Source organism: Spirochaetota bacterium, from assembly GCA_026414805.1.
GTDB lineage: Bacteria > Spirochaetota > UBA4802 > UBA4802 > UB4802 > UBA4802.
In genome coordinates this window covers 23,104-44,146 of sequence record JAOAIH010000014.1, presented here as the reverse complement: position 1 = coordinate 44,146, position 21,043 = coordinate 23,104, and the positions used below count along the sequence as shown (strand labels likewise).

Here is a 21,043-nt window from a genome sequence, read left to right as displayed (position 1 = left end):
GTTTATACGCAATTACTTTTTTTATAAATAGTATCATAAAGCATATAATCATAGCAGAGACATTGTAAGATCAATCTCCAGGGTACTATCCACATTTATACATAACACAATGCAACTTCCCTGATAGTTTTTCTCAAAACCAGAGTCAGATTGTGAAACGGTGTATAAAGGATAGCGAAGTAAAGTTACTGGCTTACTAATCTGTAAGTTGAATGTGACGTTACGGTTATTATCAACAATTGCACACTGCGAAATATTTTCAGATTTGCCAATACTGTCCAGATATGAATCTTCTTCACTCAGCCCTTCAATGCTATAGTAGCATTCCTTTGCATGTGGAGCACGCATATTGACATTGCATTCTATTCCCAGAATACCACTATATTTGCTTATTGTGTAATGTACAGTAACAATTGGATCAATATCGTGGATGGTAATAGTTTTTGTTATTGCTGGCAATGGAGAGCATGTGCTATCGCATATAATACTATTATTTGTGATTGAATATGCATAAGGATACTGTGAGCAATCCGTATAACGTATTGTATTGAACATAAGTTCTTCTGCTGAGGGCATTGATGTAAATAAAAGTTCTTTGCATGAGTATCGGCGAGAGCTATCGTACACAAGGTAGCGCTTCAGTCCTTTTTCTTTTACCATTACCATATCATGGATGGATTTTACTGAATCATTGTTAAGATCGTCTTCATTCAGTTGTTCTAATATTTGATGGTATGCTTCCTTTCGGCGTGCAATAACATCAAACGCATTCACTCTTTTTGTACGGTTGCTAAATTCAGAAATTGAAGCACCAAATGATGGATTAACAAGAATACTACATGAACTGTTGCGCATGAAGATCTGATCTGAGCCTTCATTGCGGAAATCATTTGCAATTATCTCAGGTTTGTCTATCTTCTTATGGGTGAAGAGAATTTCTTCGCTGGCACAAATATGTTCATACAGTGCACCTCGGAGGTGTGTGAGATAGATACCGCCAAAAAGCCCATGCCAGTAGGCACAATTGCATTGTGCTTTATATATTTCAATTTTTGCTTTAGAAAGGTCTTTTCCTGTTTTCATTTCATGACTTATGATCTCACGAGAAAGATAGAGGGTGCGTTTATTTATGGCATTTGATTCAGGATATTTGTTTAAAAAATTGTTCCACACACCACCTTTTAAAAATGGATAAAATTCTTTTTCCCTGCCAGCAGATTTAATTTCATTATGAATCCTTACAAGTTCTGCAGCACTTTCAGCAGGCAGAGCCCATTCAGACATTTCATAGTAGCTGCCCTGAGTGAGATATACTCTGTCTATGGGTGGGTACTGCTTAATGTAATCTTTAGGATGAATAAGATTTATGAATTTTTCTTTTAGAATTGCTTCTATAAAATTTTGTAGCCATTTTTCTTCAAAAACCCATTGATAGGTATGTGGCCATACACCAAACTTTTCACCATCATCTCCATATACAAATGCGCAATTGCCGTATCTATCGCATTGACGTTTGAAATAATCTATGGTTTCTTGAGGCAATTTGAATGGTATTGAATAGCGCAGGAATTTATCAATTGGGAATACCCTAAGGGGCTTCAGTAATCGCTCGGTAATGTAATAGCCATACAGGCCACTTTCAGGTATTCCTGCATAACGGAAATGAATATCATCTAGCAAAGTGTATTGTAATTTAAAGTCATAAACCAGCCGGGGGATATCAGGATCCCATACACGTTCAGCTGTCCAGAAGCCAACAGGCTCAACACCAAAGCGATTTTTGCAGAAATTCTGCATAAGGGCAATATGTCCATGGATGTCATCTTCGCTTATAATGGAAAAAATAGGTTCATAAAATCCACCGCCAATAATTTCAACCTGACCTCGCTGTACCATCTGTGATAGCATATCACAATATGTGGGGTCATGATCTTCTATCCATTCAAGGAGGGGTCCAGAATTGTGGATTGCAAATTTAAACTCAGGATATTGATATAAAAGATCAAGGGTTTTTTTGTAGCAGTCGTCATATGCCCATTTAAACACATGGTCAAAATTCCCAACAGGTTGATGGTTGTGTAGACAGAATATAAAATTACACTCCACGGAACAATTCCTCCCAAAATAATATCTAATTAATCTATCACCAAATATGTGGTTTACGATAAATTTATTGCAGATAGCCTTTGGGTATTACAACAATACCTTCAGGGGTTACTGTAAAGTGCCTTTTGTCTTCTTCTAGGTTGTAGCCAATGTGCATATTTTCAGGTATATGGTTATCTTTATCAATGATAGCATTTTTTATTTTAGCATGCCTCCCAACAGTTGTCCCATGCATAATAATGCTTCCTCTAACTTCTGAATAGCTGTTAACTTTTACACCGGGTGATATAACCGATTCTTCCACATATCCACCGCTTATGATAGCACCATTGGCTATGAGTGAATTGATTGCAATGCCTCTTCTTCCTTCTTCATTGTGGACAAATTTTGCCGGAGGCCACTGTTCCATATAAGTACGAATAGGCCATTCCTTATCATACAGGTTAAGAATGGGTGTTACTGATATGATATCCTTATGGGCTTCATAGTATGAGGCGATAGTACCTATATCGCGCCAATAAGCGCGCTCTCCTTCGTTGGCAACGTAGTCGTAAGCAAACACGCGCTCGGTTGCAAAAATACGCGGGATAATATCTTTACCAAAGTCTTTTGTGCTATCCAGCTTATGATCGTCAGATACGTAGCGAACAAGTTTTTCAGTTGTGAAAATATAAATTCCCATGGAAACAAATGCAACGTCAGGTTTTCCGGGGACTGGTTTTGGGTTTGCAGGTTTTTCTTCAAAACCAACTACCCGTAAGGAGCTATCGGTTACAAGAACTCCAAAGCGCTTGGCTTCTTCTATTGGCATCTCGCATGCGGCAATAGTCATATCTGCATTTTTCTGGATATGATATTTAAGCATTTTTCGATAGTCCATTTTGTAGATATGATCACCGGATAGTATCACTGTATAATGAGGTTTTTGATGTTCGATGATATATATATTCTGAAATATGGCATCTGCAGTCCCCAGATACCAGTTTTCGTCATAGCGCTGCTGTGGTGGGACAACATCAATAAAATTTCCCGACTCCCTGAAATAAAGATTCCATGCTGTTTTAATATGGCGGTCAAGCGATAAAGATTTGTATTGAGTCAGCACTATAATACGGCTCAAATCAGAATTGATACAATTACTCAATGAAAAATCAATAATTCGGTAGGTGCCTGCAAAATGGACAGAGGGCTTTGACCTGTCTTTAGTTAAAGGGTAAAGGCGCTCGCCCTGCCCACCGGCAAGGATAAAAACAAGGGTTTTTTTCAGTGCCTGCTGCAGTTCCATTTAGCTTCGTGCTGATACCAGTTCTTTGATTTTATCTTTTAGTTCTTTTAAATTGGATGACTTTGTAATATACGCATCTGCTGTCCAGGTCATAAAATTGCTTTTATAATTGGAATATGCAGTATAGATAATAATGGGGACCTTTTTATCACGTGATAGGATTTTTCCCAGTGCTTCAATGCCATCCATTTCGGGCATGCGAATATCTAGCACTACACAATCATATTTATTAGCTTTGACTTTATCCACCGCTTCCTTCCCATTTGCTGCCTGGTCAACGTCATATCCTTCTTCCTGGAGTTCCATTGCATACAGTTCGCGTTGATGCTGTTCATCTTCAACAATCAGTATTTTTTTCATAACAACCTCCTGATGTATATTTCTATTAACTAAGGTACATCATTGTTTAAAAAAAGCAAAAACATTTTTTTATCTTAATACACTATCATGTAAACTTTTACTATTTTATGGCAGAGGTATTGAAATTGTAAATACAGCTCCCCTTTCTTTATTAGCTACTTTTATTTCCCCGTTATGATCAACTACAATTTTTTTTACAATTGCAAGGCCAAGACCAACTCCAGTAGTCTTTGTTGTATAAAAAGGTTCAAATATTATATTAATATTTTCTTCATTTATTCCCGTACCTGTATCGCTGACTTCGATGTACACATATTTGTCATCTGCATACGTTTTAACTTCCACCACACCGTAAGGTGGAGTTGCGTCCAAAGCATTTTGCAAGAGATTGAGCATTACCTGCTTCATCTGGTTAAAATCGGATTTGATTAATGGTACTTCCTGAAGTTGTAGCGATAGCTCCACGCGCCTTTCCTGGAAAAGATTGGAAAGCAGTGAAGCAGTATCTTTGATTATTTCATTGATATTATTAAACCGCAGCAGAAAAGGAGATGGCCTGGTGAAATCCATTACATTTGCAAGAATTTTTTCAAGCCGCTCGGTTTCGGTCATTATTATCTGTGCAGCTTTTTTTATTTTTTGTACATTAGGTGGATTTTCACTAGCATCCTGGAATATCCTGCGTGAGTATCCACCAACAGTCACAAGAGGATTTCTAATTTCGTGAGCAATGTGTGATGCGATACGGCCAATGGCAGCCAGTTTTTCCGATTCAACTATGGCTTCTTGGCGCTGTTTTATTTTTTCCATTTCTTTTTTAAGAAGCTCCAGGTTGTTATAGCTTTCTATAGATAATGCTGCCTGATAGGCAAATACAGTTAAAAGATCAACATTATCCTGGGTAATTGGCATTTGATTGAATTTGTTATCAGCTATGATAATGCCAATAGTTTTATTCAAAGCAATAAGAGGAACAACAACAAATTCATTCACGTCCATGAATGATCGTATTTCATCATTCAAACGATGGTCTCTGTACGCATCTTGGACATGAATGGGTTCACCTGATGTAAATGCTTCAGTGAAAATAGTGTGTTCATTTAAATCAAAAGAAGCATGTTCTACTTTTTCCTTTAACTTTTTGCCATGGATGTCATCACCATTTAATCCTCTGCTTAAAATTTCTTTATCTTTTTGAGGGCTCAAACTGCTCCAGATGGAAAATGCCTCTTCAAGAGTATCCGGCCCAACAGCCATTCGTCCATAGAGGACATTATTTTTTTCATCCTTTAAAAAAAGCATAGCACGATTGAATCCAAGTCCTGTACCGGATGTTACAGCAGTTAATATAGTACGCAATACGTGATCTAACACGTCGTCTTTTTGTATTTGTTCTGATAACCGTGTAATGAGCGATATCTGGTAGTCGCGCTTTGTTTTGCTTGTCACATCATCCATTACCATAATTATTTGAGGCTCATTGTTTGAAATCATATACGACAATTTAATATTGACAATAACGGAGATACGGTTATTAGATATAAGGTGAGCTTTTTCCAGTACTATTGATTCATGACTTTTTTTTATCTCGTCAATGGCCTGTAATACAGTACCTGTTAAAAAATAAAAAATTTCAGAGATATTTTTGCCTGTTACTTCAAGCGGAGTGTATTGAAATTTATTTAAAAATGAGTCATTGGTAAAAATGATAGTATTATTTAAATCAATCACAACTATGTAAGCATTCATTGAAAACATCATGTTAGTATACAGTTCTCTGAGCTTTTCAATTTCGCTTTTTTGTGATTTAATGATGTTTTCAATATTTCTTGAAGCTGTTAGTAACTGTGTATAGAGCCCTCCAAAGGGGCCATCCTTAATTATCTTTTCATCACTATGCTGGAATATCCCTTTTTTAAAGTTTTCAATTATTGAGTATAATGTTTTAATCTGATCTTCAAAGAGGTTTTTATGTATTTTTATGGTAAAAACAAAAAGAAAAATTAACAAAATAGTACAGAGTATAGTTAAATAAAATATAAATGAGTATGGTGCAATGAAGTTCAATAAAATAGAAATAAGTATGCTACAACATATAACTGTTATGAAAAGTGTTATGGCAAAATACTGTAGTACCTTTTGTTTCATACTATGAATTACATTATCTTGTAATTTGTTCCATAAAATATGGTTTAGTGTATTCCTGAATTAGTTTGGTTAAAAATCTTTGCCACACTTTATGGGTATTGTCAAAATGGAATGTTACAGCGCCTTTTAAAAAGGATTTTGGTTTTAATTCATCATGTGTAATATCAAGAATTCTAATATAAGGGTCATATTTTTTAATTTCATTATACATGGAAACCTCTTGAGCAACCTGTTTTATAGGGATATATCCCACTACCACCATTTTTGGCGATAGCCCCTTTTCAAATAACTTGAACAGTTCATAAAAGCTTGGTACTATATCAATAAATGGTTTATAGATTCCCCCGCCTATTCCTTCAATGGTGGCTATAAGTTGTAACGAAAATTCCTTTGCATTAGGTGATTCAGTATTAGTAACTATCGCTATCCCCTCATCTGAGCTGAATATTTTAAAATCATTGTCAGGCTTGAAGTTTCGCTGAAGCAGTTTTACAACCGATATATTGATATCATGTGCTTTTTCAACTATAATATTCCCATACATATCTCGTAATTCTTCACGCGAAACAACAAAGCGCCTGCGCTTTGCATATTGATTCATCAAGCGGAATGCCTTCACTATCTCTTCAAGTTCAGATAGATTGGCAACACCTATTCTTAAAATATTTATCTGCTTCTGATCTTCCATGGCAAGGTATTATAATGGTACGATAAGAAAATTTTCAATGAAAATAAATAAAAAATACTGGATGCTATTATTTTGGATTGACTTATTTTTTGATGCATTTAAGAATATTGAACCTCTTTTGACAGACGTTAACAAGATATGATAGCAGCACAGTATCTATTATTAATTTAATTATAGTTAATATAAGTAAGCAAATATATTATCCGGGAGCAGAAACTTTATATGGAAATTGTAGTTGCTACACGCAATAAGGGAAAAATGAAAGAAATAATGGCGTATGGACTGCCATCAATAACGTTCGCCTCGCTTGAAAACTATTTTACCATAGGAGATATAGAAGAAACAGGCTCAACGTTTGAGGAGAATGCGTTAATAAAAGCAAGATATGTATGTAAGGTGACCGGTTTACCTGCACTTGCAGATGATTCGGGGCTGATCGTGGATGCGTTAAATGGTGAACCGGGAGTGTATTCTGCACGTTATGGCAACCTGAAAACAGATGAAGAAAGGTATATGCTGCTGTTACAAAAAATGAATACAGTTCCAGACCATAAGCGTACAGCGCGCTTTGTGTGTGTAATGGCACTAGTTTTTCCTGATGGCAGGGAATATATTGAACAAGGGGTGTGTGAAGGTTTTATTACAAAAGAACCTTTAGGTGATCAGGGTTTTGGATATGATCCTGTTTTTTATTTACCGGAGTTTGGGAAAACTATGGCACAGCTACCTCTGGAGGTGAAAAATTCAATCAGCCATCGTGCTCAAGCCTTGAAAAAGATAAAGAATGTATTAGAAAAAATTGTGAGGGAATAACAGGTATGAAAAAATATATAGTGTATTTACTGTGCATCATGACTCTATTGTTTTTGCAGTGTACTTCAGCAAAGCATATCAGCCATAAAAATTTGTGGCGATTTGATGATCCATATATCAATCAAACCATTGTCAATGCATGGGAAAATATAAATAAGAGAAGATATGAATGGGCAGCATTAGATTTTACAAGGCTGATACAGAAAAACTACGTTGATTATGATATTCTTTTTGGAGCAGGATTGGCGCATTTTTTTATGAATGATGCTAAAAAAGCATTAGATTATTTAACGCTAGCTATCGAAAAAAATCCAAAACATTTTGAGGCATATTATTTCAGAGCAAAACTTTTTTTACGCCAAAATGATACATTAAATGCAAAACATGATTTAGGAGCAATCATTACCATGAAATACACTGAACCATTGATCTGTGGATGGTATTATAATGATAATGATATAGCAGACAATAATGCCCTGAAAACGCGACAAAAAGAAGCACAAGCACTATTAGCATCGATAGCCAATGATTGACAGAGCAACATCAAAAAAAATAATTAATATATTAAAGAAGCATTATCAGATTGTACCTCCATTGCGGTATAATAATTTATACCAGTTGTGTGTTGCAGTAGTGTTGTCTGCACAGACTACAGATAATCAGGTTAATATGGTTACACCTTCACTTTTTACCATATATCCTGATTTTGCTTCGCTTGCACAGGCAGATATACATGATGTTGAAAAAATTATTAAGCCTACAGGATTTTATCACAACAAAGCAAGACATATTATTACACTGGCAAGGACCATCATTGATACATTTAATGGTGTTGTTCCTGGTACGCGTGAAGATTTGATGAAATTGCCGGGGGTAGGAAGGAAATCAGCCAATGTTATATTGGCGTTTGGTTTTGGTATTCCGGCAATTCCTGTTGATACCCATGTGGCACGTGTTGCCAGCAGAATGGGCTATGCAGAAACAAGAAAGCCTGTAGAAATTGAAAAAAAATTAATGGAAAGCATTCCACGATCAAATTGGATTGAAGTGCATTTGCTGTTTATATATCATGGGAGAACAGTGTGTTCTGCTCGCAATCCTAAATGCAGCAGTTGCCCGGTTATTTTATATTGCCGGTATGAAAATAAAAATCTTTAAACGCGTTAAGTACTCGAGGGTCATTGGTAGGCAAATTTAATTCAACAGATGGATTTTTGCCGGTTATTTGTACCAGAGTGCTGTAAGCTGTAGTTGCCAGTGTTGTGTTTCTGTTGGCACAGTAGGGGAGCAAAACAGGTAGATATATAATTTTTTTGTGATAGCCCATTACACTCATGAGCCAGATTTGCAATGATAGATTGCCCTGTTCAAATCTATTAATTATTTTTTTTTCATTACCATCAGCAAAACGGGCAGCCAGTCGTGCTAAATAAGCAGCAGATTGTAATTTTTCATTTTGGTTGGATGACATATTTGATGCATAATCGATGATGGAATCAAAGGATACAGTGATACTTTTTGTTAATAACACTGATGCTACCTCATCAGCCATTTCAATATTTTCAGAAAAGAGAAGCGTCTCCCACTGCTTGTCAGTAAAATGAACTGGGATATTTAATTCAGTGGAATATACCATAAATAGTTGATAGTCTTTGTAATTACGTGTTTCCAACACATACTGTTTTAGATAATTAATATTCAATGGAATTCCATAGCGAAGCAGTTTAAAAAGAATTTCCTTTTTAATAGATTCTTGCTTTGTAAAAGAATACAAAAATAAATATGTTCCGATAGTTCCTGAAAAGATAATGCTACTGGTAAGCAGGCTGATTACAATTATTTGAAAAATATTTAATTGAAAGAATTCAAATACTAATACCCCTGACAGTATAGAAAGTTTTATAAGTTTTGTAATGACAATACCTGTCCCTGCTATAAGATTAGTATAGATAAGCTTGTCTACTATATAAAATGCTATAGAACCGCCAATAAACAATGGTATTGCAATTAAAGGTTTTACTTTGTAACGAAGTACAGCAAAAAGGATTAATGAATAAAAAATGATATTTGTGTATCTCCCATCTAGTATCCCAACGTAGGCGGTATAGGGCCAATTGCTGTTATTTATATTGTCTATTAATGTATGAAGGGCTGCAATAATATATATTATTAAAAAAGGAATAATTCTGGATTCAAAAAAAATAATGATATGTGCATACTTAGGAAAACGATTAGCATATAGTAGCTTGTAACTTTTAAAATCTAATTGTGTGTAATTAAAAATACATAAAAATGAAAAGAGAAAAGAATACGATCTGACAATAATATCAATACCATACCAGTTAAAATGTAATTTAGAATATACATTATACAATAATAAAATTATTAAAAGAATTATAAAAAGTCCCAGGCGTTTGAGTTGTTCTGATGTGATTACCATAATGGAATATTACATAGTATTTTTTAAGCGATCAAATGAAATATAATGTTCTTCAATTCCATATCCTTTTTTGTTGGTACCTATTACTGTAAAGTCTGAAAAACTTATTACATGGATATGAGATTTTTTAACTTTTTTTGGCACATCAATGGTTTGTATTTTAATGGGTTTTGATACAATTAAATCAATGTCGTCCTGGGCATCTTTATAGGTGAATTCTGATGATTCAAGCAATGAATTTTTAATGGATAAAAATTCCAGTTCTATGAGTACTAACGCCAGATTACCGTTTTTTCGGGAAATACAGCCGTATGAATAGCTCATACCATTATATTCAATATATCTGAATGCAATGGTTTGATCGCGGAAATGCACAACAACTCTGCTGTCACAGGTAATGAAGTTGTACGGGTATAGACCCCATGTATGTTCTTTAAAGCCAATACAATCAAAAGTTTTTTTTGTAGTCCTGGATTTTGTAGTAAACTCAAGTGAAACCTTTGCCTTGCAGCGGGTAAAATAGCTTGATGTCATATGTTCAAAACTTTCTTTTGAAAGCTCTCTGCTATGTATTGATTCATAATAAGGAAAGAAGTCAAATAAAGATATATGTGCCATAAGGTTAGAATCTTTATACAAAAGCTTGCTTTCCTTTAATGGCTGGATGATAGTATATTTGCAACGTTGAGTTCCAAATGATTTCTTTGGTGCACTATCTTTAATTATCTGATTGCTGGTTGTAGCAAAGTCTGAATAATTGAAAAAAGAGTATATTCCAATTTCATGTATTTGGGGAATCCACGTTATATTTGAAAAGCCGTAGAATTTATCACGTTTACTTATAACGCTAATCCTATATGATTCCACAAAATCTGGTAAACTGCTCTCATGCAACAATTCCTCTCTGGTGTTAATCATGCAGTGTGCTTCCCCTTTTTGCTGGAATGCTCGTACAAACCATGTAAATTCAACATCAACGGCAGCGTATCTATCGCATTGCTTAGTTATTAGTAATATCGATTAAAATTATTGTAAATTTATCATAATTTCGCAGATGTTGATATTTTTTTTACAATTGCAATGCGGGGTAATCCCGCATAATCGTTAAGAATTGATAGAGAGTAATTGAAACGTAGGGCACATTCATGTATTTGGGTTACTAAATTCTCACCGATTTCTAAAATTACGCAACCGTTATCAGAAAGATAATTACCTGCATTTTCTAATATTAATCTGATAATTCCAAATCCATTATCGGGTGCCACAAGAGCTTCCTGTGGTTCATAGTGTATATCTTTTTGCAGCAGTGTATATGTTTCGTGATTTATATAGGGTGGATTACTTACAATAATTTCAAATGTCATTGGAGGTAATGAATCAAAAAGATTACTCTGCAAAAAGGTTATTTTATTTTTACCTAAAATAGTTGTGGCATTTTTTTTGGCGATAGATAATGCATTCGCTGATATATCTGTTGCCCATACTAAGCAATCTGGCCTGTTATATTTTATGGCGATAGCTATGGCACCACTTCCTGTCCCAATATCTAATATGTGTGCATGTTGTGGTGCGTAGTAGATTGCACAATCTACTACAAGTTCTGTTTCAGGACGTGGTATTAGAACATGGCGGTTGACTTTAAAAGGTAGTGAATAGAATTCTTTGTAACCTACAATATATGCAATTGGTTCACTTTTTAATCGGCGAGAAAGCAAGCGCTGAAATTTTGTAATTACCGATTTTTTTGGTATAGTTTTGTAGAATAGAAAAAGCTTATGGCGCTCAATACCTAATGCATGCGCCATAAGAATTTCAGCATCAAGCCGTGGTGTTGCTGAAATATCTTCAAGAAGTTTTGTGGCATTGCCAATAGCATGAATAATGGTATTATTGATAATAGTATCAGACATTGGAAGCTTTAAGTAACTGTTCCATTTCGTTTTCCCGCAATGGGATAATAATTTTGTCAAGTTCCCCGTCAAGAACAGATTCCAGATCATAGATAGTAAGATTAATTCTATGGTCTGTCACCCGTGATTGAGGGAAGTTATATGTCCTGATGCGCTCACTTCTATCGCCCGTGCCTATCTGCGAACGGCGAAGTGCTGTTTCCTTTTCCATACGTTCACGTTCCATTTTTTCAAAAAGACGTGCGCGTAAAACACGGAGAGCTTTTGCACGGTTTTTATGCTGTGATTTTTCATCTTGGCATGTTACTACAATACCTGTTGGTATATGGGTAATACGGACAGCAGAATCGGTAGTATTGACTGATTGCCCTCCATGACCTGATGAGCGGTATACATCAATGCGTATATCATCTGGATTAATCTCAACGTCACTTTCCTCAGCTTCGGGAAGCACTGCAACGGTAACGGCAGATGTGTGGATCCGGCCACCGGATTCAGTAACTGGAATACGCTGGACACGGTGTACACCGGATTCAAATTTTAAACAGCTGTAAGCCTCGGTACCACTTATTGAAAAAATGACTTCTTTAAAACCCCCTAGTTCAGTCTGATTGGCATCAATAAATTCAACTTTCCAGCCTTTGCGGTCAGCATAGCGAATATACATTCTGTAGAGGTCAGCAGCAAATAGTGAAGCCTCATCACCTCCTGTTCCAGCCCTTATTTCAACAATAATGTCTTTGCCTTCATGAGGATCCTGAGGCAATAATAATCGTGTAATATTTTCCTCAATATCATGAAGTTTGCTTTTAAGTTGGGAAATCTCCTCTTCCAGAAGAGCTATCATTTCTTGATCTTTTTCCCCTTTTAAAGCAATGGTGATATCCTCAATTTCTTTTTTGATTTTAATATATTCATTAAATTTTTGAACTATGGGTGCTAGCTTGGCATGTTCTTTAGTGAGAGATTTAAATAAATTTTGATCACTTACCGTTTTTGGATCAGCCATAGCATGCTCAACTTCGTTATACCGGTTTATAATTTGTTGCAATCGTTCTTCCATAGTAAATACCCCTGAAAAAAAACAGCGGGATATGCCCGCTATTATGCGTATGAATGTGCTTTGCTCCCGAGAGGACTCGAACCTCTGACACATAGTTTAGGAAACTACTGCTCTATCCTCCTGAGCTACGGGAGCTTATGCATACATGCTTTTACGGCGTGAATTTACCAGCCGCTGAAAGTCCCTTATATTTCTGACCACCACTCTGTCATTGAATAATTCAATTTTTCCTAACTTATTAAGATGTGTCAATATTTTTTGCACATCGTTTATCTGCATGCCAGCCCAGTTTGCAATTTCCTGCATTGTGACACGCAAGGTAACAGGTTCCTGAACATCCAGATGAGGATCCTGCTCAGCTAACATATTCATTACATCCATTACTTTCAACTGTGGGTCATCAAGCAACAGGATCATGAGCCTTCGTTTAGCATCATATATACGTTTTGAAAAAATAACCAGCAGCTTATATGCAAGTTGCGGATTACCTTGTATCAATGCATCAAAATTTTCCCTTCTGAAACGCAATAGCTTGACGTGATCTATAGCTATTGCTGAGGCTGATCGGGGTTCTTCTTCAAGAATTGCCATTTCACCGAAAACATCCCCGGGGCCTAGTATATCAAGGGTTTTTTCACGATTATTGATGATTTTTACAATCTCAACTCTTCCAGACTGGATAAAATAAAAGTCATTTCCCGGCTCAAATTCGCAAAAAATTATATCGTTGGGCTCGTATTCTACGCCAAATTTATCAAACAGCTTTTCATCAAGTAACATAGCATACCTTTACCGTGATTCAAGATTTTTTAATCGCCTTGAAGCCTGTTTGCCAATTTCCTCTTTGGCAGCTAGTGAAATAACTTTTTGATAGTATGATTTTGCTTTATCAAATTGTTTTTTAACTTCGTAAATCATTGCCAAATGGTATAATGCATTTACATTGAGGTCTGATTGTGGAAATTTCTTCATTAAGAGTGAAAATGCCTCAATTGCTTCGTTATATTGTCCCATTTTAAAATATGTACGCCCTATTTCAAAGTGGGCTTTCTGATAAATTTTATTTTCTGCATCATTTTTTAATGATTTTTGGGCTATGATTTTTTTATAAAGCTGTAGTGCTGCTTCATAATCTGATTGTGAATAGAGGCTCATTGCATCATAAAACATTGAAGAAATATCCCCTTTGGGGCTTTCATCTATGTCAAAAGCCGGTTCTTGTGCATTCTCAGTACCTAAAAAATCATCCATTTCGTCTACTACGGAATCTTTTGCTTGATGGATATCATCGTCGAGAGTAAAATCTTTTAGTTCTTCTGTTGTTTCTACCTCTTTACGTTTTGTGGGTTGAGGAGCAATATTTGACTCAGCCTGACCTGAGTCTATCTCTCGTATTCTTTTTGTGGCTAAATCAGAATATTTTGCATTTGGGTAATATTCAAGATATTTATTATATGCATATCGGGCCTGATTAAAACGTCCAGCTCTATAATAATATTCTCCAATTTTAAAAAGTTCTTCTTCGGGGTTTATGGTACTTGTTTCCCCCAATACTTCCCGTACTGCCCTGCCTATTCGTCTGAGCTGGTTGCTAAAAATTCTGAGCATTTTCATAACTACATTAACATTCTTTAAAATAAGTCGCTCAAAATCAGCAAGAGTCAACACCAGAACAACAGATTCTTTGATAACCTGTGCGGTTTCTTCACGAGGATATCGTCCTAGTGCTGATTTAACACCAAAAAATTCACCTGGCCGTACTTCTTCTTTTACTTCTTCTCCAGTTTCCAGCTTCTGTGATGTTAAGATTATTAGACCAGATTTAAGAATATAAATATTTTCACTTTTATCGTTTTCAAAATAAACAATTGATCCTGGTTTGTAGGTTCGTGTGGTAATACCTTGAGTTGGTGAACCATTTGACATAAAAATCCTCGCACACAGTTATATATCAAATTCAACTGGAATAAACGGGAATTCCTTTTTATAGCCAACTGCTTTGCTTATTCTCCGCAGCAATCCTAATAAATCCCCAACAACCAGTTTATGCCTGTTCCGTAAGATTATTTCTTGGTATTTAACTCTATTATAGTCAAAGAGTTTTTTATATGAGCTGTCGCCATACATTGGCTTGCCATTAATTACTACCAGTGCAATATCTTCAAGTTGAGCGTTCACTACAGACGAGTAAGGATTATCCTCTATGCGGGATATGACGATAAAATCGGCAACATTACCTGGCTTGATAGCACCGTGGTCAGGTAGTTTAAAAGCATATGACGGATTCACAGTAATCATTTTAACTATTGTTTCATCGCTCAATTCCTGGCCATATAGCTTTTTGTATAATTTGCGATCAAATTTTATCTCGTAAAGTAAATTCTCGCCACCTGACATAGGGGAGTCTGTACCTATACATACATTGACACCATGGTCCAACATGAGCTTTACATTTGCTGTGCGGTTGAACATATACATGTTTGAGTCACCACACCATACAACTGAGGCTCCAGCTTTTTTTATACGTTTGATATCATTTTCAGTGAACGCTATCCCGTGAATAAGGACCGTATATTCGCCAAGTGCACCCAACCGTTCTAAGGTGTCGATGTCATGTCGGGTTTCATCATCAAAACCCTCGCCACAGTGAGTGATAAAGGGGATTTTTTCCCTAACAGCCTTTTGATATTCTGTTGTTATACCATCCCCCCATGCAAGTGCAAAGGAAACAACGGCATGAGCCAGTGCATAGTTTTTTAAAGCTTTAACGGGAAGTATATCAATGAACGGATCATTTACAAAATGGGGTATATGATCAGAAACGGTTGTTACACCGCTTAACAGATTGCGATAACCACCTAAAAGATAAAGGTCACGGTTTTCAATTTGCTGACGTTCTTCATATATAGGAGAGCTCTTAAGATCATTATCCCACGGGAGCCAATTTTCATAAGGACCATTACCAACTTTAGGATGATATGTACCAAGTAAATGGTCATGACTGTTTATTAAACCGGGAACAATTATGCCGTCAACTTCAATGGAAAAATTAGTTTTTCCATCAATTTTTTCAATTATCCCGTCGCTCACAACGATATTTGTCTTTTTGATGAACTTGTCGGGTGTTAATATTCCTCTGCCAGCTATTGACCATTCACTCATTAAACATCTCCTGTCTGAAGGATAAAAAACAAAATAGTATTTTTTAAATTATATAATAATATATTGATAGTCAAGTAAAATGTATATACCATACCAGTTTACATATCGGTCAATTGCTGCGTATCATATAGCTTTTTGTAGAAGCATAATCCTTGTTTATAGATCATGATGTATAAGAATAAAAATGTAAAATGCGCATATATACTGGTGATTATTTGTTATGAATATTACAATTTAAAAAACAAAAACCCACATGTAAAGAAAAGCTTTACCGTTTATTCAATGCTTGATAAAATTTCATTAAATGGTTTCTTATGCGGTTTTACATAATATTCCATTAGTAATTCGCATCTATCGGTAAAAAAACCGTCAGCACCAAACCAGTTTAAAAGGCGGAATTGCCATATTTTATTAACAGTGTATATATGAACAAGCATTCCATTACGGTGAGCTTTGCCTATTATCCACGGCCAGCCAAGATATCCCGATGGTCCAAGACCAGCACATTGTGCCTGTTTTGCTTCCTGTATAATCGTATCCCAACCTTTTTGGCTTACCATATCCTCATCAATCAAATAAACTCGCGGAACCTGGGGGGCATATTTTTTAAGAAGGTGTAAGCTTTCTATTTCAAATGATTGAAATATTACAGGTGCATTTGGAGATTTATTTTTATCTTCAGCGTTACGTATATAGCCGCGCGTTTTAAGTATGTGGACCAGTTGTTCTTCAATACCAGGAAAATTTTTTGGGCTTTTTGTTTCGATATATAATGGATGTAATTGCCCATCTGATAGTGCAATATCGATAACTTCGTCTAGGGTCAATATTTTAGTGCCCTCATATGATTTCTTAGCTCTTTCGGGAAACGATGAATTGAACCAGTTGCCAACCTCTAATTGTTTTAATTGGGCTATGGTAAAACTGTTTATGGGGTCATTAACCCTTGCGGGGAACACCTGCGCTATATTTGTTATACGACTGAGGGTATCGTCATGAAAAACAATAATAACACCATCTTTGGTGCGTTGAACATCCATTTCCAGATATTCAGCGCCTACATTTTTTGCAATCATATACGAAAAATATGTTTCTTCAGGCGCCCAGTATGAAGCACCTCGGTGGGCAATAACTGTTTTGTAAGGGATATTTGCAGCCTGACATGCTTTTCTTCCTAATTGTGGTCGTGAAAGTATGGATACAACAGCATCAAGCAAAATTGCTATAATTATAATTGTAACGATGACTATTCCAATAGTGCGCACCATCATACTCCTCCATTTAAAATGCAAATTTTGTTAAATAGTAATTATATTATATAGTTCTTACACTATAAACATAATATTTCATCTTCGGTTAAATCTTCAACCCTGACCGGATCAATTCCTTTAATGCGTGCAGCCAGCTCACGGGCAGAGATCTCAGGCAGCGTTTGTATTATACGATACTTATGATCTCTAAGCCAAATGAAAAATTTCCACGCATAACAATCAGCACACAGAAGTGCTTTCTGTTTAAAATACTCATCACCAGTATATTGTTCTAGAGCTTTGTGATGAGTGCATTTGATATCTATACAAAATGTCCCGGAAATGTACTCTTTCTTTGGCATACACACCCCTCAAATAATAGGAAATTTTAATAGCATTATAAATAATCGAATTAAAATTGCAAATAAAAAATAAAATGGATACTATAGCGGTATTCCATCGCAGCATGAAATTATTTTAGTTGCTTTTTTAAAGCGATTGTTGAATGATAATTGCGAAATGGCTCAGTTGTAAAAAATTATTAGGTATAGTATAATATGTTTGTTGTTCTGCTATACTTATGCTAAAGGATAGCACGATTAGTTTTTTAATTGTAAAGAATAACAGTATAAACAGTTGTCTATTTTTACATTTTGGGGGAATAGTATAATGAAACGATTAGAAATTTTGAATAATTATTTGGCTACACATGCTGTCCCGGAGATAGTAGCTAAGAAGTTAGATGCAAATTCATTTTTAACTAACAATTTTGCTTACCATGCACTGCGAATAGGAAATTCAATTGGTGATAATTTAGATATTTCAATTGAAATAATAATACTTGATGAGATTGCAAAGAAATATAATCTTATTTTAAATACAACTGAACATGCAGAATTGCATACTCATGGGATCACGGAAGCAGATCTGGATAGTCTGGTACAGGCAGCAATATTATTTGAAAATATAAAAAACAATAAAAAACAGTACAAAGAAATATTACGTAAAATCAGCTATTTTATAAGGAAAGAATTCCACCCTATAATACATCAGGATTAATTATGCTTTTCCCGTAATCTGGAATATTGGTATTGGTTGTTCCTTCCCTTTAACCTTGATGGGATCAAGTTTTTTACCCTTAAATTTTCTTTTTGACAGATTATCAATTATTTCCTTTGATACCAGAATAGTTTGCGAATCTGCATGCGAACAAAGTCGTGCTGCAAGATTAACAGCATCGCCAATTGAGGTAAAATCCATACGTTCCTTTGATCCCATTCTTCCATGGACAACATCACCCATATGAATGCCAATGCCCACCGTAACAGTGATTTTTCCTTCTTTTGCACGCTGTTTATTAAGATTATCAATGGATTCGATTATTTCCACCGCTGCTTCAACAGCACTATCAGCCTTCTTTTTATCTTCAAACACTGCCATTATCTCATCGCCCACAAATTTATCAATATCGCCGCCATGCTTTTTAATAATTGAAGCCTGCAGATCAAGGTACTCATTGAGAATAGATACAACTTCTTCGGGTGGCAGTTTTTCTGACATGGCAGTAAAACCTCGTATATCAGAGAAAAGAAAAGCCATATTTTTCCTTGTTCCACCAAGGTCAAGTTCATCATCTCTTTTTTCACGTATCATGGAGATAGTTGATTCTGAAACAAATTTTTGCATTTTAAGCTTCTCGCGAAGATGATTAATCATTTCGTTAAATTCTTCGGTCAGGATGCCGATTTCATCATGTGTTGTTACAGTAAGCCGGGTAGTAAGATCACCTTTTTTAACCTGAATAACACCTGATGTCAGTTGTACAATGGGTTCCACCATCTGTCGTGCAATGCGCATTGCTGCATAGATGCTTAAGGAAAGCAAAAAAGTTGCAATGATAAGCATCACCAGCCGTGCTCTGTGTACAGGGCCAAGGATTGCATCTTCTGTAAAAACTATCTCAATAATTCCAATTTTTGCTTTGAAAAACTCAAATGGAATACGGTAACGGTAACATTGTGTTGGTTTTGAGTCGATAACTAATTCAATGTTTTCTTTTACTGTTGTATTTATTTTTTCAAATTGTGTTATAAGGTCCTTTGAGTAATATTTACCATGGAATTTAGCCTGAGAATGTGCTGCATACGTATATTTTTTTTCTGCTATGATTCCTTGTGTATCATAAACAGCTGCATATACAAAGCCTTCTATATTTGTTTTTGATAAACCTTTCACAATATCCTGCAATATAAGAGATCGCTTCAGTGGCTTTTTTTCTGCTGTTAAAAAACTTTCAGAAGAGGATATATTGTAAGCTATTGTCTGGCATAATTTATCATTAGCTTTTATCAGGGCACGTTCGGAAATGCTTATCAGTAAAAAGCTGATTATAGCAATTACAATCACCATTAACATTGAAACTGTTACAACCCACTTTAATCGAATACCCCCTTTTCGTACCAGCTTGGTCAGAAAGGGTATAGACTCAATCAGTGTGAATATTCTATCAGTGGTTTTTGTATTCATATATCCTCGTTTCACAATGTTAAAGATTTATTGTATAATATAATACACTATTTACCAGAGATTGTTTTTATTCAAGAAAAAGTTTTTTAAATTTTTATTTTGATACTGTAATAATCGCTAAATTTTAAAAAATATTTGTCAATCATGGTTTTTTTATAAATTATCAAAGTAATAAAAATAACAATATTTAGTATCATATTTTATAATAAAAGCCAATAAATAATAATATTTCAAGATAATTACTCTCAGTCGTTTCCCAAAATAAGACGAACTTTTGAATGAACTATTTATATAGTTAAAGCTATCACGGATGATAGTATATCGTTCAAGGAGGACACTATGATTATAAACCACAACATCAGCGCAATTTTTGCCCACCGTACGTTGAAATTTCACGATTGGGCAATTACCAAGGACATGGAAAAGCTTTCATCAGGGATGCGCATCAATAAGGCTGGTGATGATGCATCTGGATTAGCTGTGTCCGAGAAAATGCGTTCACAGATTCAGGGCTTGCGGCAGGCAGAACGTAACACAGAAGATGGCATGTCTATGATCCAGACTGCAGAAGGATATTTGCAGGAAGTCCATGATATTCTGCAGCGAATCAGAGTTCTGGCAGTACAGTCTGCTAACGGTATTTACACTCCTGAAGATAGGCAACAAATTCAGGTTGAAGTATCAGAGCTGGTTGATGAAATAGACCGCATTGCATCCCAGGCTGAATTCAACAAGATGAAGCTTTTAACCGGTGCATTTGCACGGCTTCATCCGTCAGCATCAATGTGGTTCCATATGGGGCCAAATATGCACCAGCGCGAACGAGTATTCATTGAAACAATGACTACTGCTGCATTGGGATTGCGAAATCCTGTAACGTTGACGTTCATTTCAATATCAACACCAGGGAAAGCTAATGCAGTTATTGGTCTGGCTGATGAGGCGCTGCGGCAGATTTCAAAACAAAGAGCAGACTTAGGTGCATACTACAACAGATTAGAGCATGCAGCTAAAGGCTTGATGAATGCCTATGAAAATATACAGGCATCGGAAAGCCGTATACGCGATACAGACATGGCAGAGCAGATGGCAGAATTTACAAAGAATCAAATTCTTACTCAGGCTGCTACTGCTATGCTTGCACAGGCAAATACAAAGTCACAGACAGTATTACAACTATTGAAATAAGGCTTGAGATAGCATCGCAACACCACTATAAAAAAAGCCGGGCTCTCCCACCCGGCTTTTTGTCTGATATGGCAGTGTAAGCGTATACAAAACTGATGGGTTGC

Annotated in this window: 20 protein-coding genes and 1 tRNA gene; 5 read left to right on the top strand and 16 right to left on the bottom strand. The window is 35.7% G+C overall.

The window, feature by feature from the left end; genetic code table 11:
• Positions 1 to 48: 48 nt before the first annotated feature.
• The 5 genes from N3F66_04625 to N3F66_04605 all read right to left on the bottom strand — a co-directional run bounded on the left by N3F66_04625 (position 49) and on the right by N3F66_04605 (position 6,587).
• Entirely contained in the window at positions 49 to 2,106 is a 2,058-nt protein-coding gene (locus N3F66_04625) for a DUF1926 domain-containing protein (GenBank protein ID MCX8123432.1), read from the bottom strand.
• A gap of 64 nt (positions 2,107 to 2,170) precedes the next feature.
• Positions 2,171 to 3,391, bottom strand: coding sequence for a glucose-1-phosphate adenylyltransferase (glgC, locus tag N3F66_04620; protein MCX8123431.1), 1,221 nt, complete (start codon positions 3,389 to 3,391; stop codon positions 2,171 to 2,173).
• Positions 3,392 to 3,751 (bottom strand): response regulator, encoded by a 360-nt coding sequence (locus tag N3F66_04615; GenBank protein MCX8123430.1) that lies wholly within the window; start codon positions 3,749 to 3,751, stop codon positions 3,392 to 3,394. It lies immediately after the preceding gene.
• 105 nt (positions 3,752 to 3,856) lie between these two features.
• Entirely contained in the window at positions 3,857 to 5,899 is a 2,043-nt protein-coding gene (locus N3F66_04610) for an ATP-binding protein (GenBank protein MCX8123429.1), read from the bottom strand.
• A gap of 13 nt (positions 5,900 to 5,912) precedes the next feature.
• Positions 5,913 to 6,587, bottom strand: coding sequence for a hypothetical protein (locus N3F66_04605; protein MCX8123428.1), 675 nt, complete (start codon positions 6,585 to 6,587; stop codon positions 5,913 to 5,915).
• Positions 6,588 to 6,809: 222 nt separating this feature from the next.
• On the opposite strand from N3F66_04605, the gene N3F66_04600 reads away from it, so the two are divergent.
• From N3F66_04600 to nth, 3 genes are read left to right on the top strand one after another with little or no spacing between them, the layout of a single operon-like run.
• Positions 6,810 to 7,400 (top strand): XTP/dITP diphosphatase, encoded by a 591-nt coding sequence (locus N3F66_04600; protein MCX8123427.1) that lies wholly within the window; start codon positions 6,810 to 6,812, stop codon positions 7,398 to 7,400.
• Between the two features lie 5 nt (positions 7,401 to 7,405).
• Positions 7,406 to 7,933, top strand: coding sequence for a hypothetical protein (locus N3F66_04595; GenBank protein ID MCX8123426.1), 528 nt, complete (start codon positions 7,406 to 7,408; stop codon positions 7,931 to 7,933).
• Positions 7,926 to 8,558, top strand: a complete 633-nt coding sequence (nth, locus tag N3F66_04590) for an endonuclease III (protein ID MCX8123425.1) — start codon at positions 7,926 to 7,928, stop codon at positions 8,556 to 8,558. Before N3F66_04595 ends, nth begins: the two co-directional genes overlap by 8 nt.
• Here the strand turns inward: nth and N3F66_04585 are convergent.
• The 10 genes from N3F66_04585 to N3F66_04540 form a co-directional block, all read right to left on the bottom strand.
• Entirely contained in the window at positions 8,521 to 9,840 is a 1,320-nt protein-coding gene (locus N3F66_04585; GenBank protein MCX8123424.1) for a hypothetical protein, read from the bottom strand. The two genes, nth and N3F66_04585, sit on opposite strands and share 38 nt — an antisense overlap.
• 9 nt (positions 9,841 to 9,849) lie before the next feature.
• Positions 9,850 to 10,758 (bottom strand): hypothetical protein, encoded by a 909-nt coding sequence (locus N3F66_04580; GenBank protein ID MCX8123423.1) that lies wholly within the window; start codon positions 10,756 to 10,758, stop codon positions 9,850 to 9,852.
• 122 nt (positions 10,759 to 10,880) lie between these two features.
• The gene (prmC, locus tag N3F66_04575) at positions 10,881 to 11,750 is read right to left on the bottom strand and encodes a peptide chain release factor N(5)-glutamine methyltransferase (protein ID MCX8123422.1); all 870 of its coding nucleotides are present in this window, start codon (positions 11,748 to 11,750) and stop codon (positions 10,881 to 10,883) included.
• Entirely contained in the window at positions 11,743 to 12,813 is a 1,071-nt protein-coding gene (gene prfA / locus N3F66_04570) for a peptide chain release factor 1 (GenBank protein ID MCX8123421.1), read from the bottom strand. The genes prmC and prfA overlap by 8 nt, the downstream gene beginning before the upstream one ends.
• Before the next feature lie 61 nt (positions 12,814 to 12,874).
• A tRNA-Arg gene (locus N3F66_04565) sits at positions 12,875 to 12,948 on the bottom strand.
• The gene (locus N3F66_04560) at positions 12,949 to 13,593 is read right to left on the bottom strand and encodes a Crp/Fnr family transcriptional regulator (protein ID MCX8123420.1); all 645 of its coding nucleotides are present in this window, start codon (positions 13,591 to 13,593) and stop codon (positions 12,949 to 12,951) included.
• Between the two features lie 9 nt (positions 13,594 to 13,602).
• A complete protein-coding gene (locus N3F66_04555; GenBank protein ID MCX8123419.1) occupies positions 13,603 to 14,739 on the bottom strand; it encodes a tetratricopeptide repeat protein in 1,137 nt (378 codons plus the stop codon).
• Positions 14,740 to 14,757: 18 nt separating this feature from the next.
• Positions 14,758 to 15,975, bottom strand: a complete 1,218-nt coding sequence (locus tag N3F66_04550) for an amidohydrolase family protein (protein MCX8123418.1) — start codon at positions 15,973 to 15,975, stop codon at positions 14,758 to 14,760.
• Between the two features lie 275 nt (positions 15,976 to 16,250).
• Entirely contained in the window at positions 16,251 to 17,243 is a 993-nt protein-coding gene (locus N3F66_04545) for a glycerophosphodiester phosphodiesterase family protein (GenBank protein ID MCX8123417.1), read from the bottom strand.
• A gap of 62 nt (positions 17,244 to 17,305) precedes the next feature.
• Positions 17,306 to 17,587 carry a hypothetical protein gene (locus N3F66_04540; GenBank protein ID MCX8123416.1) on the bottom strand — a complete coding sequence of 94 codons (282 nt, stop codon included), beginning with the start codon at positions 17,585 to 17,587 and terminating at the stop codon, positions 17,306 to 17,308.
• 307 nt (positions 17,588 to 17,894) lie between these two features.
• Between N3F66_04540 and N3F66_04535 the strand changes: the two genes are divergently transcribed.
• Positions 17,895 to 18,284, top strand: coding sequence for a hypothetical protein (locus tag N3F66_04535; protein ID MCX8123415.1), 390 nt, complete (start codon positions 17,895 to 17,897; stop codon positions 18,282 to 18,284).
• Here the strand turns inward: N3F66_04535 and N3F66_04530 are convergent, their stop codons facing one another.
• Entirely contained in the window at positions 18,285 to 19,751 is a 1,467-nt protein-coding gene (locus N3F66_04530) for an adenylate/guanylate cyclase domain-containing protein (GenBank protein MCX8123414.1), read from the bottom strand.
• Positions 19,752 to 20,090: 339 nt separating this feature from the next.
• Between N3F66_04530 and N3F66_04525 the strand changes: the two genes are divergently transcribed.
• Positions 20,091 to 20,939: a flagellin gene (locus N3F66_04525; protein MCX8123413.1), complete on the top strand. Its 849-nt coding sequence runs from the start codon at positions 20,091 to 20,093 to the stop codon at positions 20,937 to 20,939.
• The last annotated feature ends 104 nt before the right edge of the window (positions 20,940 to 21,043 follow it).